Consider the following 21,049-nt stretch of genomic DNA (forward strand, 5'->3'; position numbering starts at 1 on the left):
ATGGGGCAAGCCTCGATCCGTGCCCAGACGACGTTCTCGTCGTGGTGGCTACGCGCGGGAGGGCGCCTTGCGCAGCACGAAGTAGCCGATCACGGCGCTCACCACCATGGGGATGAGCAGCCACGCGACCACGCCGACCGTGCGGGAGTCGGCGAACCACGCGCCCACAGCGGGCCAGGAGCCGGTCAGCGTCGTCACGGCGACGAAGCCCACGCCGAGCACCGCGACGATGGCGCCGAGGAGGTACAGGCCGTTGGATCGCCACCGCACGAAGACGCTGCCAGCGAGCGCACCGAGCGCGAAGCAGAACATGAAGGCGAAGAACGCGGTGAACAGCCGCTGCCAGAGCGGTCCCGTTCCCATGTAGATGTTGCTGAACATGTGTGCGCTCATGCCGTAGCCGTTGGTCCAGTCCTCGACGTAGGACAGCAGCGTGCACACGGCCGTGAACAGCAGGCCCTGCAGGGCGAACGCCACGACGGTGCCGAGGTAGTAGTCGCGCCGCGTCGCCGACATGCCCATCGCGAAGCGGAATGTGAGGTTCATGGCCTGCACCGCCGCGATGCCGAAGTACACGAAGATGTACATCGTCGATCCCGACCACTGGGTGCCCGTGAGCTGCTCGTGGGTCGAGGCGAAGATCGAGATCCAGATCACCAGGTTCACCAGGTAGATGAACCCGATGATGATCCACGGCAGCGCGATCATGCTGAAGCGGTTCGCGAAGTGCAGTCGTGTGACGTTCCAGATGCGCCTGCCGGTGCTCGGCACGGCGGTGGTGTCCCTGAGCGCTGCTGTCGTGCTGATGGCGGTCATGATCGCGTTCCTTCCTTGATCGAGGAGGGTTCCTCGGCACCGAAGTCGGTTGTGGCCGAGTTCGTCGTGCGGACGATGAGCTGCTGAAGCGAGACGGGAGCCAGTTCGAGACCGGCCGCGAGTGCTTCGCGCCGCTCGTCGGCATCCAGCCGCTCGACCGTGACGGACGCGAGTCCGCCGATTCCCTCCCTGTGCAGCACGCGGCGACCCGCGACGAACGCGTCGATCGCGCCGCGTGGCCCGACCACGGTGGTCGCGGACTCGCGTGCCGAGTCGGCCGACTCGTCCATGATGATGCGGCCCCTGTCGATCACGACGACATGCTCGAGCATGTTCGCCACCTCGTCGATGAGATGCGTGGAGAGGATGATCGTGCGAGGGTGCTCGCCGTAGTCCGCAAGGAGCCGGTCGTAGAACGTCTGCCTGGCCACGGCATCCAGTCCGAGATACGGCTCGTCGAAGAACGTCAGCGGCGCGCGGGACGCCAGACCGACGATGACGCCGACGGCCGACAGCTGGCCGCGTGACAGCTTTCTGATGCGGCGGTTGACCGGAAGCTGGAAGTCGTCGATGAGCTGCGCGGCGAACTCGGCGTCCCAGTTCTCGTAGAACCAGGGAGCGCACGCGAAGACGTGCTTCGCCTTGAACTCGTCCGGATACTTCTGACCCTCCTTGATGAAGGAGATGCGGGAGAGCACCTTGGCGTTCTCGACCGGGTGTTCCCCGAACACCCTGATCTCGCCCGAGTTCGCGAAGTCCTGCCCGGTGATGGTCTGCATCAGCGTGGTCTTGCCTGCGCCGTTGCGGCCGAGCAGACCCGTGATGGCGCCGGGGCGAACGGTGAGCGTGACGTCGTCGAGGGCGACCACGTCGCCGAAGCGTTTCGTGAGGCCGCTGACCTCGACCACGGGAGTGGCCGTATCGGTCATGATGCTTCTCCTTCTTCCGAGATGAGCTGATTGAGCTGCGCAGGTGAGATTCCGAGCTTCTTGGCTTCCGCGATGAGCGGCGCGACGAAGTCGGTACGAAAGCTCTCGCGTCGTTTCGCGAGCAATCTCTCGCGCGAACCGGTGGCCACGAACATGCCGATGCCGCGCTTCTTGTAGAGCACGCCGTCGTCGACGAGCACGGCGACGCCCTTCCCGGCCGTCGCCGGATTGATCCGGTGGAACGCGGCGAACTCGTTCGTCGACGGCACCTGGCTCTCCTCCGGCAGCGCGCCGGAGATGATGTCGTTCTCGATCTGCTCCGCGATCTGCTGGAAGATCGGCTTGCTGTCGTCGATCACCGCACTCCTTGTTGGTTCATTAGTAGAGTAACTAACCCAAGAGGCGGTGTCAACGGTTTCTCGTGTCCGCTGGGTATCCGGCCGAACGCGTATCGGCGCACCGACGCGCTCGTCTCCGGTGCTTCAGCCACCCGAGGCGCCGTGCCGGGTTCGAGCGCCGGGCCATAGGCTCGTGCCATGGTCGAGGATCTGCACGAGCTCACCGCCCTTCAGCAGTGGAACCTGCTGCAGAGGGGCACGATCTCACCTCGCGAGCTGGTCGACCACTACCTCGGTCGCATCGATGCCCTGAACCCGCAGCTCGGCGCTTTCGTGACCGTCACGCCGGAGCGGGCGCGCGAGCGGGCCGCTGAGGTGGAGGCATCCGTTCCGCATTCGGCGCCGCTCTGGGGCTTGCCCGTCGGCGACAAGGACCTCTGGCGGAGGGCGGGTGTGCCCGCCGGGTTCGGTTCGCGACTGCTCGCGGGGTACGTGCCCGACGAGTCGGATGAGATCGTGCACGACCTGGATGCCGCCGGCGCCGTCAGTCTCGGCAAGACGGGCGCCCCCGAGTTCGGGCTGCCCTCGTACACCGAGACGCTCGTCGCGCCGCCCGTGCGCACGCCGTGGAACCTGGAGCTGGGCGCCGGCGGTTCCAGTGGCGGAGCGGCGGCCGCTGTGGCGAGCGGGATGCTGCCGTTCGCCCCGGGATCGGACGGGGGCGGCTCGATCCGCATCCCGGCCGCCGCGTGCGGCGTGGTGGGCCTCAAGCCGTCACGGGGTCGGGTCCCCTCGGGCAGCGGGCTGGAATCCCTCGGCGGGCTCGTGGTCGACGGCCCCATCGCGCGCACGGTCGAGGATGCCGCCCTGCTGCTGGACGGGATGATGGCACGCAGGAATGGCCGCATCGAGCACAGGTTCGCGGTCGTGGCGCCGGAGGACGACACCGCCTTCCTCGGTCACGCCGTGCGCGGCGAGGGCCGGTACCAGCTGGGCGTGATGACGACGAGCGCGTGGGACCTGGACTACGAGATCGCGCTCGATCCGGACGCCGTGGCGGCGCTCGACCGCGCCGTCGAGGAGTTCGTCGCCCTTGGGCACGGCATCGAGCAGACGGCGCTCCGGCCGGATGCCGGCTACGCTCCCGCGTTCACGACGCTGTGGAAGGCGGGCGCCGCCCGCATCCCCGCCGACGGTGAGGCGCTCGACCTGCTCGAGCCGCTCACCCGCTGGCTCGTCGAGCAGGGTCGCGCGATCGGTGCCCGCGAGCTCGGTGCGGCGCTCGCCGCCCTCGCGGCCTACGAGCGCTCCTTCATCAGGCAGCTGTCCTCGTTCGACGCCGTGCTGACCCCTGCCGTGGCGATGACACCTCGACCCATCGGCTGGTATGACACCGAGGACGGCGAACGCAATTTCGCGCAGCAGGTGCAGTACACGCCGTACACGTCGATGGTCAACGTGAGCGGACTGCCCGCCATCACGCTGCCGGTGCTGCAGACATCCGACGGCCTCCCGATGGGAGTGCAGCTGATCGGACGCCCCGGCGGAGAAGCCGTGCTTCTCGCGCTCGGCGCTCAGCTGCAGCGTCGCCTCCGCTGGCAGGACCGCAGGCCCCCCGTCTGGTGAGCGCACCGGGTTCCACGTGAGCCGGTCTCCGTCCACAGCGGCGAGTGAGCGCCGAGCGGGGCCTGTGGATGCGCTTCGAGCGCGGATCGTTAGGTAAGGCTGCCCTTATACTGGAACCACGATGTACCAGCCCGAGCACTCCGCCCACACCGGCGCCACAGCACACCGAGACGACCGGGTGCAGTTCGTGGTGACGGCGGACGAGACCTCGCTCGCCGAACTCCAGACGGAGCTCGCGCTGCTGCCGCTGTGTGCCAAGGGCAGGGTCTTCGTCGAGGTGCCAGAGCCGAAGGACGTGTTCGCGCTGCAGGTGCCGATGCGCATGACGGTCACGTGGCTTCCGCGCTCCGTGCGCGGGGGCCGCGCCGGCACCGGCGAGCGTTGCGCGCCAGGGCAGGCGCTGCGCCGAGCGGTTCGGGCATGGGCCGCCGAGATGCTGTGCGATGGACCGGGCGACACCAAGGCCATCCTGACCGGCGATTTCCGCGGCGTGAGCGACGTGTACGAGGTGCTCACCGTCGAGGCACGGATGCCCGAGGAGCACGTCGCCGTCCCCGAGCGCTACGGCCTGCGGCACGGGTCGCGCGCGAACTGAGACCTGCTCCCTCGACGACCTGATGCCTCCGCCTCGTCGATCTCGCCCCCCGAGACCGGCCGCCGGTCGTGGTCAAGCGGCGGCGAGCCCACCGGCCGACGCGAGCCCGAGGATCTTCGCGGTCGTCGTCCACAGGTCGTGCGCCAGCTGCGGGTTCCGCGCCTTCCTGTTCACCCTGCCGTTCGCTGTGAACCGGTCGAAGTAGGTGCCGGTCGGCTCACCGACGGGCCGGTCCGAGGCGAGCGCGATGAGCGGTGCGGCCCCGCCGACGGCGGAACGGCCGTACCGCCCTCCCGTGACGGCGTTGCCGAACCTGATCAGCGGCGACTGTTCGCCGAACCTCGTCACGATCGTCCCGGGATGGAACGAGTAGGCGGTCACGCCCGTACCGGTGAGGCGCTCGCCCAGCTCGCGAGCGAACAGGATGTCGGCCAGCTTCGACGTTCCGTACGCCTGCCATCCGCCCCGCCACGGCCGCTTCTGCCAGTCCAGGTCGTCGAGGTCGAGGGAGCCGAACGTGTTGGCCATGCTCGCCGTGCCGATGACGCGAACGGGGCCATCCTTCGCGCTCTCCACCAGGCGGTCCCGCAGCAGGTGCGTCAGCAGGAACGGCGCGAGATGGTTGGTCTGGATGGTGCGTTCGTGTCCGTCGACGGTGTTCTGCCGCTCGTGATACAGGCCTCCGGCGTTGTTGGCGAGCACATCGATGCGGTCCAGCCGCTCCAGCAGGCCGGATGCCAGCGAACGCACGTCGTCCAGCCGCTCGAAGTCCGCGACGAACGAGTCGGCTCCCGTACGCTCGGCCACCTCGCGCACGCGCTGCGCGTTGCGGCCGACGACGACCACGTGCTCGCCCTGCGCCGCGAGCGCCTCGGCGGCGCTCGCTCCGATTCCCGAGCTGGCGCCCGTGATCACGATGGTGCGCGGTGACGGCTTCACAGGTATCCGCCCTTCTCGAGGCCGGCCTCGATCTCGAACCGGTTGCGCAGCGGGTCGCGCCCCGCTGCGAGGTACAGGAGCGGTAGCAGCATGCCGTACCGCTGCCACTGCCGCTTGTGCACGGCCTCGTGCTCGAGCACGCCGTCGTCGATGCTGCGGTCGGTCAGGTAGCAGCCGCCGATGCACGAGCCGCCACGCCCGAAGGTGCGCTGCGGCATCCCGGCGAACACCCACAGGCCCTTGCGTCGCTCGACGCGGCCGACGCTCCACGCGAAGCCCCACACGAGCCCGACGCCCGTCGCGTACCAATAGCCGAGCCGGGAGATCGCCGAGTCGACGAGCAGCAGGCGAGGGATGCCGGCCAGACCGGTGAGCGCCGAGCGCAGGCCGAGCTCGCTCACTCCGTCGGCCGGCCGTACGTCTCGAGCAGGCGCAGCCAGACCTCGCTCAGCGTCGGGTACGACGGAACCGCGTGCCACAGCCTGTCGATGGTGACCTCGCCCACGATCGCGATGGTGGCCGAGTGCAGCAGCTCGCCGACGTCGAGGCCCACGAACGTGGCGCCGACCAGCACCTTGCGGTCCTCGTCGACCACCATGCGCGCCTTTCCGACGTAATCGTCGCTGGCGATGGTCGCTCCGGCGACGCCGGAGATGTCGTAGTCCACGACCCGGATACGGATGCCCGCCTTCTGCGCCTCCGCCGCGCTCAGCCCCACAGAGGCGACCTCCGGGTCGGTGAACGTCACCTGCGGGACTGCGGCGTGGTCGGCCGTCGCCGCGTACGTGGACCACGGCGCCAGCGAGAGCGTCCTGCCTTTGGCGCGGGCCGCGATCGCGTCGCCTGCGATGCGCGCGTCGTACTTGCCCTGGTGGGTGAGCAGCGCGCGGTGCGTGACGTCGCCGACGGCGTACAGCCAGGCATCCTCTCCGGCGTCGTCGAGCACGGAGCCGTCGTGGTCGAGCACCCGCATCGAATCGTCCACCGTGAGCCAGTCGCCGGAGGTGAGGCCGACGCTTTCCAGCCCGAGGTTCTGGGTGTGCGGAATCCGGCCGGTCGCCACGAGCACCTCGTCGGCCGTGATGCTTCGCCCGTCGTCGAGCTCGATGGTCACCGTCTCGTCGTCGCGCGAGACTCGCACGGGCGAGACCCCGATGAGCACCTCGGCGCCGAGGTCGGTCAGCGACTGCTGCACGAGTTCGCCGGCGAACGGCTCGTTCTTGGTCAGCAGCGCGCTGCGCGAGATCACGGTCACCTGCACGCCGAAGCCCGCGTAGGCCGTGGCCATCTCGACGGACACCACGCCGCCTCCGATGATGGCGAGCGACGAAGGAAGCTCCTGCGCGCTCGTCGCGTCACGGCTCGTCCAGGGATCGGCTTCGGCGAGCCCGGGGATGTCAGGTAGCAGCGACGCGGACCCGGTGCACACCGCGACGGCTCGTCTGGCGACGATCGTGGTGAGCTCCCCGTCGGACCCGGTGACCTCCACGCGCTTCTGACCGGTGAGCCTGGCGTGGCCGCGCACCAGATCGATGTCGGCGCCGTTCAACCACTCGACCTGGCCGTCGTCTTTCCAGTTGCTGGTCACCTTGTCGCGGCGGCGCAGCACGGCCGCGACATCGAGGTCGCCCTGCACCGCCTGTTGCGCGCCGTCCACGTTGCGAGCGGCGCGGAGCAGCGCGCCGCTGCGCAGCAGCGCCTTCGACGGCATGCACGCCCAGTACGAGCATTCGCCGCCGACCAGCTCGGACTCCACGAGCACTGTGCGCATGCCGCCCTGCACGGCCCGGTCGGCCACGTTCTCGCCGATGGCGCCGCCGCCGATCACGACGACGTCGTATTCGAGTTCGCTCACGTTCTCACCCTCGCTCTTCAGACTCCGGCCTCTCGGCAGACTATCGGCGACGGCCCGTCGGCGACGGCCCGCTCACGCGCCGGGCGCTGGGCGGGTGAGCGCTCCGAGGATGCGCAGGATGACGGGCAGGTCGTCTGCTGCGGCATCCGGGTTGCGCGGCGCGAACTCGGTGATGCCGGCTCCGGCCAGCTCGAACCGGGAGCGCAGCGCCACGATGGCGGCGACGAGTTCGTCGGGCGCGAGGCCGAACGGCTCGGGGAACTGCACGCCGGAGATCGCACCGGGATCGAGCACGTCGAGGTCGACGTGGATGTAGACGGCGGTCGCTCCCGTCGACTCGACTGCCGTCACGAGCTCGTCGGGCGTATGCAGTTGCTCGGGAGGCAGCACCCGGATGCCTTCCTCGTCGATGAACGCGGCCTCCGGCTCGTCGAGCTCGCGCGTTCCGGCCAGCACGAGCGAACCGGCCGTGAGTTTCGCACGCCCGCCGGCGGCCAGCGGCTCGGGCGCCTCGCCGAGGATGGCACGCACGACCATGCCGTGGAACGCACCGGACGGCGAGGTGTCTGGCGTGTTCAGGTCGCCGTGAGCATCCAGCCAGACGAGCGCGACGCTGCCCGGCTCACGTGAGGCAACGGCGTGCCCGACGCTGGCCAGTTCGACGCCGCAGTCCCCTCCGATCGTCACGATCGTCCCGTCGCCGATCGCCGACAGCTCGGTGAGGGCGGCGACGGCTCGATCGCGGATGGCGGCGATCGAGGACAGCCGCTGCACACCGGTGCCGAGCGACTCGCCGGCCTCCATCGGCACGTCGACGGTCGTGGTGGCGGAGGACGGCAGGTCGCCGGCGATGGCGGCCGCGCCATCCATCAGCTGCATCGCCCGCGACGAACTGGAGCCCTGCCACTGGGGCACCATCAGAAAGCGTGTCGGCACGGCCTTCACCCTAACCCGTCACACTCGCTGCGCCTCAGGCGGGCCGTCGTGACCGAGACCGCCGCCGTGGTTCTACCTGGTCGCCGCCTGCAGTGCCTCTCGCAGCTCGGCCGCCGTCATCCGCGGGCCGTATCCGGGAGTGTCGCGCTGGATGCGCCAGCTCTCGCTGAGCGGTCCTCCGTCGACCACGTCGAATCCGATCGAGTCGATGAAGTCCGACACCACCTTGTTCGCCTCGGCGTCGTCGCCGTAGACGGCCAGCGCGCGGCGACCATCGGTGCCCGGCTTCTGCGCGTTGTCGGTGATGTCGGAGGCGAAGATGTGGTTGAACGCCTTCACGACGTGCGCGCCGGCCAGGCGGCGCTGCAGCTGCTCCGAGCTCGTCTCGCTGAAGTCGTCCAGCTCGGGGCGGTGGCCGTCGCGCTCCCAGTAGTAGTTGTTCGTGTCGATGACCGGCTTGCCGTTCAGCGGCTCGACAGGCACCTGGTCGATCGCGTGGAACGGGATGGTCACCACCGCGATGTCCGCTGCCGCAGCAGCCTGCTCCGTGGTGGCCGCCGTGGCGTGCTCGCCCAGCTCCGCGACGAGTTCCGTGAGCGTCTCCGGGCCTCGCGAGTTGCTCACCACCACGTCGTATCCGTTCGCGACCGCCTGCCTGGCGATCTGCGATCCGATGTGTCCTGCTCCGATGAGTCCGATGGTCGTCATGCGTGCGGCAACGGGCCAGGCGCACGGTTCATTCCCACTCGCCGGCGATCCGCGCGGAACCGGCGAGTGGGAACGCCGCTCACGCGCTGGGAATCGTGGCGACCATCCGGTCGAACGCGGCATCCAGCTCGGCGTCGAAACGCTGCTGCTCCGGGTGCGCGTCGTACCACTCGATGATCTGCGCCGCGCCGCGGTCGAACGTGACGGTGGTGGAGAACTCGGGTACGAGCGCCTTCACCTTGCTGTTGTCGAACACCATCGAGTTCGCCTTGTCGCCGATGAGCGCCGGGCCGAGATCGGGCCAGATGCGCGCGATGGTCTCGGATGCCACGTGGGCGAGCTCCGGCTCGACCCCAGCGGCCTCACCGAGCCAACCGTAGATCTGGTTCCACGTCGGCGCGTGGTCTCCGGTGATGTGGAACGTGTCGCCGACCGCGACCGGGTTGCCCAGCAGCCCGTCGAAGGCCACGGCGAAGTCGGTGCTGTGCGTGATGGTCCACAGGCTCGTGCCGTCGCCGTGCACCACGACGGGCTTGCCCGCTCGCATCCTCGCGATGTCCGTCCAGTGGCCGGAGGTGGGGATCGAGGTGCGGTCGTAGGTGTGGGATGGCCGCACGATCGTCGCGGGGAAGCCGTTCTCCCGGTATTCGCGCACGAGCAGGTCTTCGCATGCGATCTTGTCGCGCGAGTACTTCCAGAACGGGTTGCGCAGCGGAGTGGACTCCGTCACGGGCACGCGCTGCGGCGGCGTCTGGTACGCGCTCGCCGAGCTGATGAACACGTACTGTCCGGTGCGCCCGGCGAAACGGGCGACGTCGGCCGCGACGTGCTCCGGCGTGAAGGCGAGGAACTCGGCGACCACGTCGAACTCGCGAGAGCCGAGCGCGGCATCCACCGACGCCGCATCGTGGATGTCGCCCTGCAGCTCCTCGACGCCCTCCGGCAGCGGTCGCAGCTGCGACCTTCCCCGGTTGAGCACCGTGACGGATGCTCCGCTCTCGAGCGCCCGCGCGACGCACGCCGAGCTGATGGTTCCCGTACCGCCGATGAAAAGAATCGTCTTCGAAGCCATGCTCCGATCCTGGCAGGGATGCCGCGCGCTCGTCGTGCGCCTGCCGCGCTCCTGCCGCGTGCCCGCAGCCGCGCTGCTGTGCGCCGAGCGGTCCCTTTGCTGCCGAGCGGTCCGGTTGCCCGCGTCAACAAGCGGACCGCTCGATGACAAGCGGACCTGCCGCGCGCGGATCCCGGCGACGCGACGCATCCGCCCTACCGTTGTCTGGTGACTTTCGACGATCGCTACGGCACGGACGCGCTCGCCGGCAACTGGCGCTCGCGCGGCATCCCGCAGCCGACGACGGTGGCCGCGGAGAACGATCTCGTGGTGGAGCTCGCCGACACCGGATTCACCGGAGCGATCGTCGGCATCGAGAACCGCCTGGTGCAGCTCGAAGACAGGTTCGGCAAGGTGCGCGCCTTTCCGCTCGGCGGCGGCTACCTCATCGACGGCAAGCCCGTGGTGCTGGTCGCGCCGCCGCCCTCGAAGCCCAAGGGGCGCGTGCGGACGGCATCCGGATCTCTCGCCGTTGCGGATGCGCCGGCCAGAGTGGCGCGGGCGAGCCGCATCTTCGTCGAGGGCAGACACGATGCGGAGCTCGTCGAGAAGGTCTGGGGCGACGACTTGCGGGTCGAGGGTGTCGTCGTCGAATACCTCGGGGGAGTGGACGATCTGGCGGCGATCCTCCGCGACACCCGCCCGGGACCGGGCCGCCGCATCGGTGTGCTCGTCGATCACCTGGTGCCGGGCTCCAAGGAGAGCAGGATCGCGGATGCCGTGGCGCGCGGACCGCACGGGCCCCACGTGAAAGTGGTCGGGCATCCGTATGTCGACGTGTGGCAGGCCGTGAAGCCGCAGCGGGTGGGACTGGGGGCGTGGCCCGAGATCCCGCGGAACGTCGAGTGGAAGAAGGGCATCTGCGCGGCGCTCGGCTGGCCGCACAGTGATCAGGCCGATATCGCGAGGGCGTGGAAGCGCATCCTCTCGACCGTGACGACGTACCGAGACCTCGAGCCGGCGTTCCTGGGCCGGGTGGAGGAGCTCATCGACTTCGTCACCGAGTGATCGGCGGCGTTCGCGACTCGGCACGATCTTGCCGCGCTTTGTCGCTCGTCGACGTTGCCGGCTTCGTCGCACGGCACCAGCATGAAGCGGGCGACGGTTCTGCAGATCCTCGGCGAATCGAGGAGCGAACCGAGGAGGAGCGAACCGACAGGCGAACCGAGAAGACGGACGGAGAAGCGGATGACGATCGATGCTGCGGCACGAGTCGGGTTCCTCGGCACGGGGCTCATGGGGGAGCCGATGGCGCGCAACCTGTTCGCCTCCGGCATCGAGCTCACGGTCTGGAACCGCTCGTCGCCGCCCGTCGAGCGACTGGTGAAGGACGGCGCGACGCTCGCGGAGAGCGTCCCCGCCCTCTTCGCGTCCTGCGACGTCGTGCTCGTGATGCTCTCGACGGAAGAGGTCATCGATGCCACGCTGAGGCGCGGGACCGACGACTTCGGCCGCATGATCGCGGGCACGACCCTCGTGCACCTCGGGACCACGTCTGGCGAGTTCTCGCAGCGACTGGAAGACGAGGTGCGACGAGCGGGCGGCTCCTACGTCGAGGCGCCGGTCTCCGGGTCCCGGGAGCCGGCCAGGCGGCGCGAGCTCGTCGGCATGCTCGCGGGCGAGCCGGATGCCGTCGCACGCGTGCGCCCCATCCTCGACCTGCTCTGTTCGTCGACGACAGTGTGCGGAGCCGTTCCCGCTGCGCTGACCATGAAGCTCGCCGTCAACGTGTTCCTCGTGACGCTGGTCACGGGCCTCGCCGAGGCGTTCGCGTTCGCGGAGGCTCAGGGCCTCGACGCCGAGCAGCTGCGGAGCATCATCGACGCCGGGCAGATGTCGTCGCCGATCTCCCGGGTGAAGACCGCGAAGCTCGTCACCGGTGACCTGAGCCCGCAGGCCGGCATCGCGGACGTGCTCAAGAACTGTCAGCTGATCCTGGATGCCGCGGGCCGGGCATCCGTTCCGGTTCCGTTGATTCAGGCGTGCGGCGCGCTCTTCGCGGCGGCCGTCGAGCGAGGAGACGGCGGTCTGGACATGGTCGGCGTACTGACGCCGTCAGCGACGGGGGATGGAGACGTGGTGCCCCCAGAAGGATTCGAACCTTCGGCCTTCTGCTCCGGAGGCAGACGCTCTATCCCCTGAGCTATGGGGGCTCAGTGCCCGTCAAGGCTAGCACCCGGCGGCGGCCGGAACCGAAACGGACGAACGTCCGCCCGCATGTCAGACGACGCACCACCCCGGTGCGCGCTACGCGGCTCGCGGGGCGCCGAGTGCCGCTGCCTCCGGCCGGCTGGGCGGGCGACGTCAGCCGGGCAGATTCGACAGCACGTCGGCGATGACCTGGCCGGCATCGCCCGGCTCGTGGTAGTCCTTCGACTCGGCGACGATCCAGTAGCCGCCGGAGAACGCCTGAGCGACGCCGCTCGACGAGTCGGCGTTGAAGTAGCCCATCACCTTCGGCGGCACTCCGTAGGTGGGGACGACCTTGCTGCTCCGGATGGCGGTGTTGTTGAGCGCCGTGAGGTCGTCGGCCGCCGGTCGCGCGACGGACAGCGCGACCGTGTGCCCTGTGGACGGGTTGGTGAAGCCGCACGCGACGCCCGCGTACGCGACCGCCTTCGCGGCATCCGACCCCTTCTCCGGCGTGAAGTCGGACGCCGGCGTGATCTTCGGCACAACAGCAGAGAGCTGGTCGGACGTGAGCAGCTGATCGCATGTCATGCCGACGGGAGTGGGGTTGGGCTTCGGCGTCGTGGTGGGACGCGCGCTCGCCGTTGCGCTGCTGGACGCCGTCGGCCGATGGGATGCCCCGCCGGTGGCGGCGGGAGCCGGCGACCCCTGGCATCCCGCGAGGAGCAGAGCGGATGCCGCGAGCACCGCGGCGACGGCGACGCGAGTGGGGCGGCTGCGGAGCGGAGCGCGCCGTTCGAGACGGCGAAGGCGGGATGAGCGCATGAGGGGATGCTTCCGACGGCGGTGGGGACGCGTGCGACGAGGATAGCAAGAGCCCAGGCGAGCTTTGCTCAGAGCCCAGGCGAGCTTTGCTCAGAGCGCTGGCGAGCATTGCCCCGAGCGCGCGGGAGAGCTCTGCCCGAAGCGCTGGCGAGCTTTGCTCAGGGACGAAGGGCGCTCGCCAAATCGTGCGGGAGGCGGCCGATAGACTTGGCGGTCGTGAATCCCGATCAGCTCGCCGACCAGTTGTACGCCATCGTCACACGCATGGTGGAACGACGCTGCGCCGAGCAGGGGCCGGCCGAGCAGGGGCCGGCCGAGCAGGGGCCGGTCGAGCAAGGGGCGGGGGAGAGGCAGCAGATCCTGACGCGTTCCGACATCCGTCTGGATCGTCCCAAGAACCGGGATCACGGCGACTGGGCCTCCAACGCCGCCATGCGTCTGGCCAAGCCGCTCGGCGTGAACCCGCGCGAGCTGGCCGAGGAGATCGCGCTGGAGGCCGAGCGGCTCGACGGTGTGGCCTCCGCAGAGGTGGCCGGGCCCGGGTTCATCAACTTCCGGCTGGATGCCGCGGCGGCCGGAGCTCTCGCCAAGACCATCGTCGACGCAGGCGACTCGTACGGCAGCAACGTGAGCCAGGCCGGTCGCACCATCAACCTGGAGTTCGTCTCGGCGAACCCCACCGGGCCGTTGCACATCGGCCACACCAGGTGGGCGGCCCTCGGCGACTCCATCGCGCGCGTGCTGAAGGCGTCGGGTGCTCAGCTGGCCAGCGAGTACTACATCAATGACGCGGGCTCCCAGATGGACAAGTTCGGAGCGTCTATCCTCGCCGCAGCCAAGGGCGAGCCGACGCCGGAAGGCGGATACCCCGGCCAGTACATCGCCGACCTCGCGACCGCCGTGCTCGAACGCGAGCCCGGCCTGCTGTCGCTTTCCGACGAGGATGCCCTCGCCCGTGCCCGCGAGCTCGGCTACGAGCTGCAGCTGGCGGAGATCAGGCAGGCGCTGAAGGACTTCAACGTCGAGTTCGACGTCTGGTTCAGCGAGCGCTCGTTGCACGAGCCCGATCCGTCGACGGGGTCGAGCCTGGTCGACGACGCCGTCGGCCGGCTCCGCGCCCAGGGACACGTGTTCGATGAGGACGGCGCGGTGTGGGTGCGCACGACCGACTTCGGCGACGACAAGGATCGCGTCATCCGGCGCAGCAACGGGGTGTACACCTACTTCGCCTCGGATGCCGCCTATTACCTGAACAAGACCGACCGCGGCTTCGAGCACAAGGTCTACCTCCTCGGCGCCGACCATCACGGATACGTGCACAGGCTGCGCGCGCTCGCCGGCGCGGCAGGCGACGACCCCGACCGCGACATCGAGGTGCTCATCGGCCAGCTGGTGAGCATCAACGGCGCTCGCCTGTCCAAGCGGGCGGGGAACATCATCGAGCTCACCGACCTGCAGAAGTGGCTCGGAACCGATGCGCTGCGCTACTCACTGAGCCGTTCGCCTGCCGACTCGCCGCTCACGCTCGATCCCGATCTGCTGCGCAGCCACAGCAACGACAACCCCGTGTACTACGTGCAGTACGCGCACGCCCGCACTCGCTCGGTGGCGCGCAACGCGGAGGCGGCGGGCGTGACCCGCAGCGCCTTCGCGCCCGAGCTGCTCACGCACGAGACCGAGTCGGCGCTGCTGGGCGCGCTGCAGGAGTTCCCGCGCGTCGTCGCCACGGCCGCTCAGCTGCGCGAACCGCACAGGGTCGCCAGGTACGTCGAGGAGGTCGCGGGTCTGTACCACAAGTGGTACGACAGCTGCCGGGTGATCCCGCTGGGGGAGGAGCCCATCACCGACCTGCACCGCACCCGGCTATGGCTGAACGACGCCACGGGCCAGGTCATCCGCAACGGGCTCGGGCTGCTGGGCGTCTCGGCGCCCGACCGCATGTGAGGTCGCGTCGCGGGCACGTGCTGCAGGACGGGGCAGCAGGATGATCGCGAGAACGGGACGCGCCACGACACGAACGGGGGACCATGTCGAAGCACGATGAGCCGGCCACAGGCCGGAACGTTCCGGTGAACGGCGAGAGCGATGCGGCGCGCGCTGCCGGCGCGCATCCCGCAGACGCCGCGCCGCATCGCTCCCGGCTGAGCCGCGCTCAGCACACGGTGCTGTGGAGCTCCGTGACGGTGCTGGTGCTGGTCGGCCTGTTCTTCGTGACGGATGCCGTGCTGCGACAGGTGGTGCAGAACGTCGTGCACACCCAGATCCAGAGCGCACTGCCTCCCGACGTCACCGCGAAGGACCTCTCCGTGAAGGTCGACGGGTTCTCCGTCATCCAGCAGCTCATCGCCGGGCGCTTCCAGAAGATGGAGCTGACCTCCCCGGATGTGCGCGTGCAGGGCAACCCGCTGAAGGCATCCGTCGTCGCGCACGGCGTTCCCATCGACACCATGAAGCCCGTGCAGAACGTGCAGGGCACCGTCGTCATCGGTCAGGATGCCGTCAACGGCCTCGTCTCCCTTCCGAACCAGACGACCGTGACGCTGAACCGCGATGCCGTCGGCCTGAAGGGCACCGGCCAGATCCTGGGCATCGACGTCGGCTACACGGCCTCCGTCACGCCGACGCTGCAGAACGGCGACACCGTCGTGCTGACCCCGCTGAAGGTGAAGGTGACGGCAGGCGGCGGCGCCTTCGACGTCACGAGGTTCGCCAAGGATCTCGTGCCCTCCCAGATCCCGATCTGCGTCGCGCAGTACCTGCCGAAGGGTGTGCAGGCCACGGGTCTCGACATCCACGAGCGTTCGGCGACGGTCTCCGTCGCCGCGGACGGGCTGGTCCTGGGCGGCGACGCCCTGCAGAAGCGCGGCTCCTGCGGCTGAGACCGCCGGGTACGCCGTCGTTCTGTGACGCCGCGTTTTCGTCATCGGTATACCGGGCCCGGTAAAATCCGCAGAACGCGCCTTCGCGCGACACATCTGCCGGCTTCAGGGGCCAACCCGGGTCCGCTCGCCAGTCCATCGATCAGTCCGAGGTGACTCCGCCGTGCCCGACAACCCCCTGGCTCCCGACTGGCTGCAGCGGCCCGACGACCCGAACGCGTTCGCCGCGGAGGTCTGGCCGCCGAGTCTGCGTCGCGAGCCCGACGGCACCGCAGCGATCGCCGGCGTGCGAGTCGACGACCTCGCCGGGCGGTACGGCACGCCTCTGTATGTGCTCGACGAGGACTACGTGCGCTCCCGCGCAGAACGCGTGCGCCGGGCCTTCACGGATGCCTTCGAACGCGTCGGCTCCACCGCCGAGGTGTACTACGCGGGCAAGGCCTTCCTGAGCACCGACATCGCCCGCTGGATGACGGAGGCCGGCCTGCGCATCGACGTCGCCAGCGGAGGCGAGCTGGCGGTGGCGCTGGCGGCGGGTGTCGACCCGTCGAGGCTGGGATTCCACGGAAACAACAAGTCGCGCCAGGAGCTCGACCGCGCGGTCGACGTCGGTGTCGGCACGGTGGTGATCGACTCGGAACAGGAGATCGAGCGGGTCGCGGCCGCGGCATCCGCTCGCGGCCGGGTGCAGCGCGTGCGGCTGCGCGTGCGCACCGGAGTGCACGCGCACACGCACGACTTCCTGGCCACGGCGCACGACGACCAGAAGTTCGGTGTTGCACTCGACGACGCGGAGCGGCTCGCCTCGGTCATCCGCTCGCACGAGAGCCTCGACTTCGTCGGGCTGCACTGCCACATCGGATCGCAGATCTTCGGCGCCGACGGTTTCGCCGAATCGGCGGCGCGACTGGTCGCCGTCCATGCCAGGCTGCTGCAGCACGGGCCCGTCCCCGAGCTCAACCTCGGAGGCGGCTTCGGCATCGCGTACACCAGCGCAGACCGGCCCGACCGCATCGAAGACCTCGCCCAGCGCGTCGCGCAGGTGCTGGCGGCCGAATGCGAGCGGGCCGACATCCCCATGCCGATCGCCGCGTTCGAGCCGGGCAGGTACATCGTCGGACCGGCGGGCATCACGCTCTACACCGTCGGCACGACCAAGCCCGTCGTGCTGGATGCCGCAGGCGGCACAGCAGAGCGTCTCTACGTGAGCATCGACGGCGGCATGAGCGACAACGCCAGGCCCTCGCTCTACGGCTCGGACTACACCAGCCGCATCGTGGGAAGAACGTCGCAGGCGGATGCCGCGCTGGTGCGGGTGGCGGGAAAGCACTGCGAGTCCGGCGACATCGTCGTCTACGACGACTACCTCCCCGGCGACGTCGTGCCCGGCGACCTGCTGGCCGTCGCCGCGACGGGCGCCTACTGCTGGTCGCTGTCGAGCAACTACAACTACCTGACCAGGCCTGCCGTCGTCGCGGTCGCCGATGGACGCTCGCGCGTCATCGTGCGAGGCGAGACGATCGACGACCTGCTCTCCAGAGACCTCGGCGCCGGGCACGTCGCCGCCGAATCGGGTGCCGCGCCGCTCAGGGACTCGGATGCGCCTGGACCTCTTGCGCGCACGAACGGCGGCCCTTCCGTCGAGACCGGCCGCCCGCGGCTGAACGAGCGGGAGGAGGCGAAGTGATCGAGTACCGCACGCTGAAGGTCGCTCTTCTCGGGGCCGGCTCCGTGGGATCCCAGGTCGCCAGACTGCTGCTCGACAATGCCGAGGAGCTGGCGGCCCGCGTCGGAGCGGGTCTGGAGCTCATCGGCGTGGCCGTGCGCAACCCCGACGCCGAACGCCGCACCGACCTGCCGCGCGATCTGTTCACGACCGACGCGCGCTCTCTCATCCTCAGCGCCGACATCGTCGTCGAGCTCATGGGCGGCGTCGAGCCGGCCAAGGAGTACGTGCTGCTGGCCCTGACGTCGGGAGCCGACGTCGTCACGGGCAACAAGGCGCTCCTGGCCGAGCACGGAGCCGAGCTCTTCGCGGCGGCGGAGCAGGTGGGCGCCCAGCTGTACTACGAGGCGGCCGTCGGTGGCGCCATCCCGATCATCCGGCCGCTTCGCGACAGCCTCGCAGGCGACCGCGTCGAGCGCATCCTCGGCATCGTGAACGGCACGACGAACTTCATCCTCGACCGCATGGACAGCGCGGGCGAGAGCCTTCAGTCCGCTCTGGAGACCGCGACCGAGCTCGGATACGCCGAGCGCAGCGATCCCTCGGCCGACACCGAGGGCTACGACGCCGCGGCCAAGGCGGCGATCCTCGCCGGGCTCGCGTTCCACACCACGGTGCCGTTGGCCTCCGTGCACCGCGAGGGCATCACCGGCATCACGAAGCAGCAGGTGGATGCCGCCAGGGACGGCGGGTACGTGATCAAGCTGCTGGCCATCTGCGAGCGGGTCACGTCGGCCGACGGATGCGAGGGGGTCTCGGCGCGCGTCTACCCGGCGCTCGTGCCGAGGCAGCACCCGCTCGCGGCGGTGCGCGGCGTGCACAACGCCGTGTTCGTGCAGGCGGCCGCCGCAGGCGACCTGATGTTCTACGGCGCGGGCGCAGGCGGCCTGCAGACCGCATCCGCCGTGCTTGGCGACGTCGTGTCCGCCGCCAGGAGACACGTCGTCGGCGGGCCGGGAGTGGCCGAGTCGACCCACGCCGACCTGCCGGTGCTCGAGGTGGGCGCGGTGCGCACCAGATACCAGATCACCCTGCTCGTCGCGGACGCGCCCGGCGTGCTCTCCCGCATCGCGGCGGTGTTCGCCGACAACGACGTCTCGGTCGAGACCGTGACCCAGACGGTCGCGTCCGCGCCCGCTTCGGTCGCCGCATCCGCTGCCGCTTCCGCCCCCGCCGCCGCAGGTCAGGACGCCCCACCCGGCACGGCTACGCTGGTGATCGGGACGCACGAGGCGTTCGAATCCGCACTGGCGGCGACGGTCTCGGCCCTCCGCGACAGCGACGAGGTCGTGGCGGTGTCGTCTGTTCTACGAGTTGAAGGAGCCTGACGTGGCGCACCAATGGCAGGGCGTTCTGCGCGAATACGCCGACCGTCTCGATGTGACGGAGGCCACGCCCATCGTCACACTCGGCGAGGGCGGCACCCCGCTCATCCCTGCCCCCGCGCTCTCCCGTCGAACCGGAGCGGATGTCTACGTCAAGTTCGAGGGCATGAACCCGACGGGCTCGTTCAAGGACCGCGGCATGACGATGGCCGTCTCCAAGGCTGTCGAGCAGGGCGCGAAGGCCGTGATCTGCGCCTCGACAGGCAACACATCGGCCTCCGCCGCGGCGTACGCCACGCACGCGGGCATCAAGGCCGTCGTGCTCGTGCCGGAGGGCAAGATCGCGATGGGCAAGCTCAGCCAGGCCATCGCGCACAACGCCGAGCTGCTGCAGGTGCGCGGCAACTTCGACGACTGCCTCGATATCGCCCGCGACCTCGCGGCCAACTACCCCGTACACCTGGTCAACTCGGTCAATAACGACCGGATCGAGGGCCAGAAGACCGCTGCGTTCGAGGTGGTCGAGGTGCTGGGCGACGCGCCGGACTTCCACTTCATCCCGGTCGGCAACGCCGGCAACTACACGGCATACACGCGCGGTTACACGGAGGAGGCCGAGCGCGGCGTCTCCAGCAGGCTGCCCCGCATGTTCGGCTTCCAGGCGTCGGGCAGCGCGCCCATCGTTCTTGGCCACCCCGTGCGAGAGCCGGAGACCGTGGCGAGCGCCATCCGCATCGGAAATCCCGCCTCCTGGGAGTTCGCACTCGCGGCACGGGATGCCACGAACGGGTACTTCGGCGCCATCGACGACGACAAGATCCTCGCCGCCCAGCGCATCCTGTCCGCCGAGGTGGGCGTCTTCGTCGAGCCGGCCAGCGCGATCAGCGTCGCGGGGCTCCTCGAGCGTTCGGAGGCGGGCGATGTCCCTGCCGGGTCTCGTGTCGTCCTCACGGTCACAGGCCACGGGCTCAAGGACCCGCAGTGGGCGCTCCGCCTGCCGGAGGGCGGCGAGGTGCAGCCCACGTCGGTGCCCGTGGATGTCGCGGAGATCGCCGACGTGCTCGGCCTCAGCCCCGCGGCCAGCCCCACGAGCGCGCCGTGAGCGCGTCGCCCATGGCCGCCGCGCCGGCCCCCGGCACCGCGGCCGGAGACCTCGCGGTTCCGGTGGGTCGCAGCGTACGGGTGAAGGTTCCCGGCACGTCCGCCAACCTCGGCCCCGGCTTCGACACCCTCGGACTCGCACTGGCGCTGTACGACGAACTCACCGTCACGGTGCGGGCGCAGCCCGGCGTGCACGTCGAGGTGCACGGCGTGGGGGAGGGCGAGGTGCCCACGGACGAGTCGAACCTCGTCGCACGCTCCATCGCCCACGCGTTCAAGGCGGCGGGGGTCGCACTGCCCGGGCTCGAGCTGGTGGCGAGCAACGCCATCCCGCACGGACGCGGCCTCGGGTCATCCGGCGCCGCGATTGTGGCCGGCATCGTCGCGGCGAAGGGGCTGCTGGAGGGCATAGCCGAACTCGGACCCGACCGTCTTCTCGCGCTGGCGACCGATCTCGAGGGACACCCCGACAACGTGGCGCCCGCTCTCTTCGGTGGACTCACGATCGCCTGGATGTCCGACACGGGCCCGTCCCACAAGAAGCTCATCGTGCATCGCGGCGTCTCGCCGCTGGTGTTCGTTCCCGACCACGTGATGTCGACGGCGCTGGCCCGCAGCCTCCAGCCGCAGTCCGTTCCGCACGAAGACGCCGTGTTCAACGTGTCGAGGTCGGCTCTGCTCGTCGCGGCACTCGTGCAGAGCCCCGAGCTTCTCCTGGCGGCGACGGAGGACAAGCTGCATCAGAACTACCGCGCGACAGCGATGCCGGAGACGCACCGTCTGATCTCCGAGCTGCGGGCATCAGGGTTCCCCGCCGTCGTGTCGGGAGCGGGACCGTCGATCCTGGTGCTGTGCAGCGATCCGGCCCAACGACTGGCCGCAACGCAGCTGGTCGCCGACCACGCGGAGACCAGCTGGCAGCCGCTCATGCTGGCCGTCGACTTTCTCGGCGCGACGGTGCACCGAGTGGACGGGACGCCGTAGCGAGCGGCGCGACACCGTCTCGCGTCGACACTGCGTCGCGTCGACGGCGTGTGCATGGCGGGCAGCGAACCTCCGGGATGCTAGACTTGCAAGCACCTGCCAGACGGCGCGGACAATACGCGAATCTGGTGTTCGGGTGAAATTCTTGTAACTCACTCCTGTCGTGTCTGCCCGACAAGCGGCGCAGCGATCCCCGAAGCACGCGGTCGACCATGACCGGGCGGTA

General features: G+C 69.7%; 19 protein-coding genes, 1 tRNA gene and 1 pseudogene. 10 read left to right on the forward strand and 11 right to left on the reverse strand.

Annotated elements, in window-relative coordinates; translation table 11 throughout:
* Positions 1–48 precede the first annotated feature (48 nt).
* The 3 genes from VHB92_RS01290 to VHB92_RS01300 are packed head-to-tail and all read right to left on the reverse strand — an operon-like array spanning position 49 to position 2,104.
* Complete coding sequence (locus tag VHB92_RS01290) at positions 49–816, reverse strand: hypothetical protein (protein WP_325450594.1); 768 nt, start codon at positions 814–816, stop codon at positions 49–51.
* Positions 813–1,745: an ABC transporter ATP-binding protein gene (locus tag VHB92_RS01295; RefSeq protein WP_325450596.1), complete on the reverse strand. Its 933-nt coding sequence runs from the start codon at positions 1,743–1,745 to the stop codon at positions 813–815. Before VHB92_RS01295 ends, VHB92_RS01290 begins: the two co-directional genes overlap by 4 nt.
* Positions 1,742–2,104 (reverse strand): GntR family transcriptional regulator, encoded by a 363-nt coding sequence (locus VHB92_RS01300; RefSeq protein WP_325450598.1) that lies wholly within the window; start codon positions 2,102–2,104, stop codon positions 1,742–1,744. The genes VHB92_RS01295 and VHB92_RS01300 overlap by 4 nt, the downstream gene beginning before the upstream one ends.
* A gap of 177 nt (positions 2,105–2,281) precedes the next feature.
* Here VHB92_RS01300 and VHB92_RS01305 point away from each other — a divergent pair, with 177 nt between their 5' ends.
* A complete protein-coding gene (locus tag VHB92_RS01305) occupies positions 2,282–3,709 on the forward strand; it encodes an amidase (protein WP_325450600.1) in 1,428 nt (475 codons plus the stop codon).
* A 121-nt stretch (positions 3,710–3,830) separates the two neighbouring features.
* A complete protein-coding gene (locus tag VHB92_RS01310) occupies positions 3,831–4,304 on the forward strand; it encodes an SIP domain-containing protein (protein WP_325450602.1) in 474 nt (157 codons plus the stop codon).
* Positions 4,305–4,376: 72 nt separating this feature from the next.
* On the opposite strand, the gene VHB92_RS01315 is transcribed toward VHB92_RS01310, so the two are convergent.
* From VHB92_RS01315 to VHB92_RS01340, 6 genes are all read right to left on the reverse strand, one after another.
* Positions 4,377–5,243, reverse strand: coding sequence for an SDR family NAD(P)-dependent oxidoreductase (locus VHB92_RS01315; RefSeq protein ID WP_325450604.1), 867 nt, complete (start codon positions 5,241–5,243; stop codon positions 4,377–4,379).
* On the reverse strand, positions 5,240–5,644 hold the full coding sequence (locus VHB92_RS01320; protein WP_325450606.1) for a Fe-S oxidoreductase: 405 nt from the start codon (positions 5,642–5,644) through the stop codon (positions 5,240–5,242). Before VHB92_RS01320 ends, VHB92_RS01315 begins: the two co-directional genes overlap by 4 nt.
* Positions 5,641–7,098 (reverse strand): NAD(P)/FAD-dependent oxidoreductase, encoded by a 1,458-nt coding sequence (locus VHB92_RS01325; RefSeq protein WP_325450608.1) that lies wholly within the window; start codon positions 7,096–7,098, stop codon positions 5,641–5,643. Before VHB92_RS01325 ends, VHB92_RS01320 begins: the two co-directional genes overlap by 4 nt.
* Before the next feature lie 72 nt (positions 7,099–7,170).
* Positions 7,171–8,034, reverse strand: coding sequence for an arginase family protein (locus VHB92_RS01330; protein WP_325450610.1), 864 nt, complete (start codon positions 8,032–8,034; stop codon positions 7,171–7,173).
* 72 nt (positions 8,035–8,106) lie between these two features.
* Positions 8,107–8,742 (reverse strand): NADPH-dependent F420 reductase, encoded by a 636-nt coding sequence (locus VHB92_RS01335; protein WP_325450611.1) that lies wholly within the window; start codon positions 8,740–8,742, stop codon positions 8,107–8,109.
* A 79-nt stretch (positions 8,743–8,821) separates the two neighbouring features.
* Entirely contained in the window at positions 8,822–9,814 is a 993-nt protein-coding gene (locus VHB92_RS01340) for an SDR family oxidoreductase (RefSeq protein ID WP_325450612.1), read from the reverse strand.
* A gap of 207 nt (positions 9,815–10,021) precedes the next feature.
* On the opposite strand from VHB92_RS01340, the gene VHB92_RS01345 reads away from it, so the two are divergent.
* Both VHB92_RS01345 and VHB92_RS16675 read left to right on the forward strand, forming a co-directional pair.
* Positions 10,022–10,861 (forward strand): DUF3097 domain-containing protein, encoded by an 840-nt coding sequence (locus VHB92_RS01345; protein WP_325450614.1) that lies wholly within the window; start codon positions 10,022–10,024, stop codon positions 10,859–10,861.
* 180 nt (positions 10,862–11,041) lie between these two features.
* A pseudogene (locus VHB92_RS16675) lies at positions 11,042–11,842 on the forward strand (NAD(P)-dependent oxidoreductase); the annotation flags it as partial.
* Positions 11,843–11,930: 88 nt separating this feature from the next.
* On the opposite strand, the gene VHB92_RS01355 reads toward VHB92_RS16675, so the two are convergent.
* A tRNA-Arg gene (locus tag VHB92_RS01355) sits at positions 11,931–12,006 on the reverse strand.
* A 151-nt stretch (positions 12,007–12,157) separates the two neighbouring features.
* Entirely contained in the window at positions 12,158–12,808 is a 651-nt protein-coding gene (locus VHB92_RS01360) for an iron ABC transporter ATP-binding protein (protein ID WP_325450618.1), read from the reverse strand.
* A gap of 216 nt (positions 12,809–13,024) precedes the next feature.
* On the opposite strand from VHB92_RS01360, the gene argS reads away from it, so the two are divergent.
* The 6 genes from argS (at position 13,025) to thrB (ending at position 20,823) form a co-directional block, all read left to right on the forward strand.
* The gene (gene argS / locus VHB92_RS01365; protein ID WP_325450620.1) at positions 13,025–14,752 is read left to right on the forward strand and encodes an arginine--tRNA ligase; all 1,728 of its coding nucleotides are present in this window, start codon (positions 13,025–13,027) and stop codon (positions 14,750–14,752) included.
* An 83-nt stretch (positions 14,753–14,835) separates the two neighbouring features.
* Complete coding sequence (locus VHB92_RS01370; protein ID WP_325450623.1) at positions 14,836–15,687, forward strand: DUF2993 domain-containing protein; 852 nt, start codon at positions 14,836–14,838, stop codon at positions 15,685–15,687.
* Positions 15,688–15,850: 163 nt separating this feature from the next.
* On the forward strand, positions 15,851–17,374 hold the full coding sequence (gene lysA, locus VHB92_RS01375) for a diaminopimelate decarboxylase (protein ID WP_325450625.1): 1,524 nt from the start codon (positions 15,851–15,853) through the stop codon (positions 17,372–17,374).
* Positions 17,371–18,741, forward strand: a complete 1,371-nt coding sequence (locus tag VHB92_RS01380; RefSeq protein ID WP_325450627.1) for a homoserine dehydrogenase — start codon at positions 17,371–17,373, stop codon at positions 18,739–18,741. The genes lysA and VHB92_RS01380 overlap by 4 nt, the downstream gene beginning before the upstream one ends.
* A 1-nt stretch (position 18,742) precedes the next feature.
* Positions 18,743–19,840 carry a threonine synthase gene (gene thrC, locus VHB92_RS01385; protein WP_325450629.1) on the forward strand — a complete coding sequence of 366 codons (1,098 nt, stop codon included), beginning with the start codon at positions 18,743–18,745 and terminating at the stop codon, positions 19,838–19,840.
* An 11-nt stretch (positions 19,841–19,851) separates the two neighbouring features.
* Positions 19,852–20,823 carry a homoserine kinase gene (gene thrB, locus VHB92_RS01390; protein WP_325450640.1) on the forward strand — a complete coding sequence of 324 codons (972 nt, stop codon included), beginning with the start codon at positions 19,852–19,854 and terminating at the stop codon, positions 20,821–20,823.
* Positions 20,824–21,049 lie beyond the last annotated feature (226 nt).

The organism is Humibacter sp., from assembly GCF_035547335.1.
In the GTDB taxonomy this organism is placed as follows: domain Bacteria; phylum Actinomycetota; class Actinomycetes; order Actinomycetales; family Microbacteriaceae; genus Humibacter.

What these genes read in the sequence shown, in the direction of transcription:
- VHB92_RS01295 (WP_325450596.1), bottom strand. Translation starts at nt 1,745, where the DNA reads ATGACCGATACGGCCACTCCCGTGGTCGAGGTCAGCGGCCTCACGAAA.
- VHB92_RS01360 (WP_325450618.1), bottom strand. Translation starts at nt 12,808, where the DNA reads ATGCGCTCATCCCGCCTTCGCCGTCTCGAACGGCGCGCTCCGCTCCGC.
- VHB92_RS01305 (WP_325450600.1), top strand. Translation starts at nt 2,282, where the DNA reads ATGGTCGAGGATCTGCACGAGCTCACCGCCCTTCAGCAGTGGAACCTG.
- VHB92_RS01370 (WP_325450623.1), top strand. Translation starts at nt 14,836, where the DNA reads ATGTCGAAGCACGATGAGCCGGCCACAGGCCGGAACGTTCCGGTGAAC.
- VHB92_RS01340 (WP_325450612.1), bottom strand. Translation starts at nt 9,814, where the DNA reads ATGGCTTCGAAGACGATTCTTTTCATCGGCGGTACGGGAACCATCAGC.
- VHB92_RS01310 (WP_325450602.1), top strand. Translation starts at nt 3,831, where the DNA reads ATGTACCAGCCCGAGCACTCCGCCCACACCGGCGCCACAGCACACCGA.
- VHB92_RS01335 (WP_325450611.1), bottom strand. Translation starts at nt 8,742, where the DNA reads ATGACGACCATCGGACTCATCGGAGCAGGACACATCGGATCGCAGATC.
- VHB92_RS01290 (WP_325450594.1), bottom strand. Translation starts at nt 816, where the DNA reads ATGACCGCCATCAGCACGACAGCAGCGCTCAGGGACACCACCGCCGTG.
- thrB (WP_325450640.1), top strand. Translation starts at nt 19,852, where the DNA reads ATGGCCGCCGCGCCGGCCCCCGGCACCGCGGCCGGAGACCTCGCGGTT.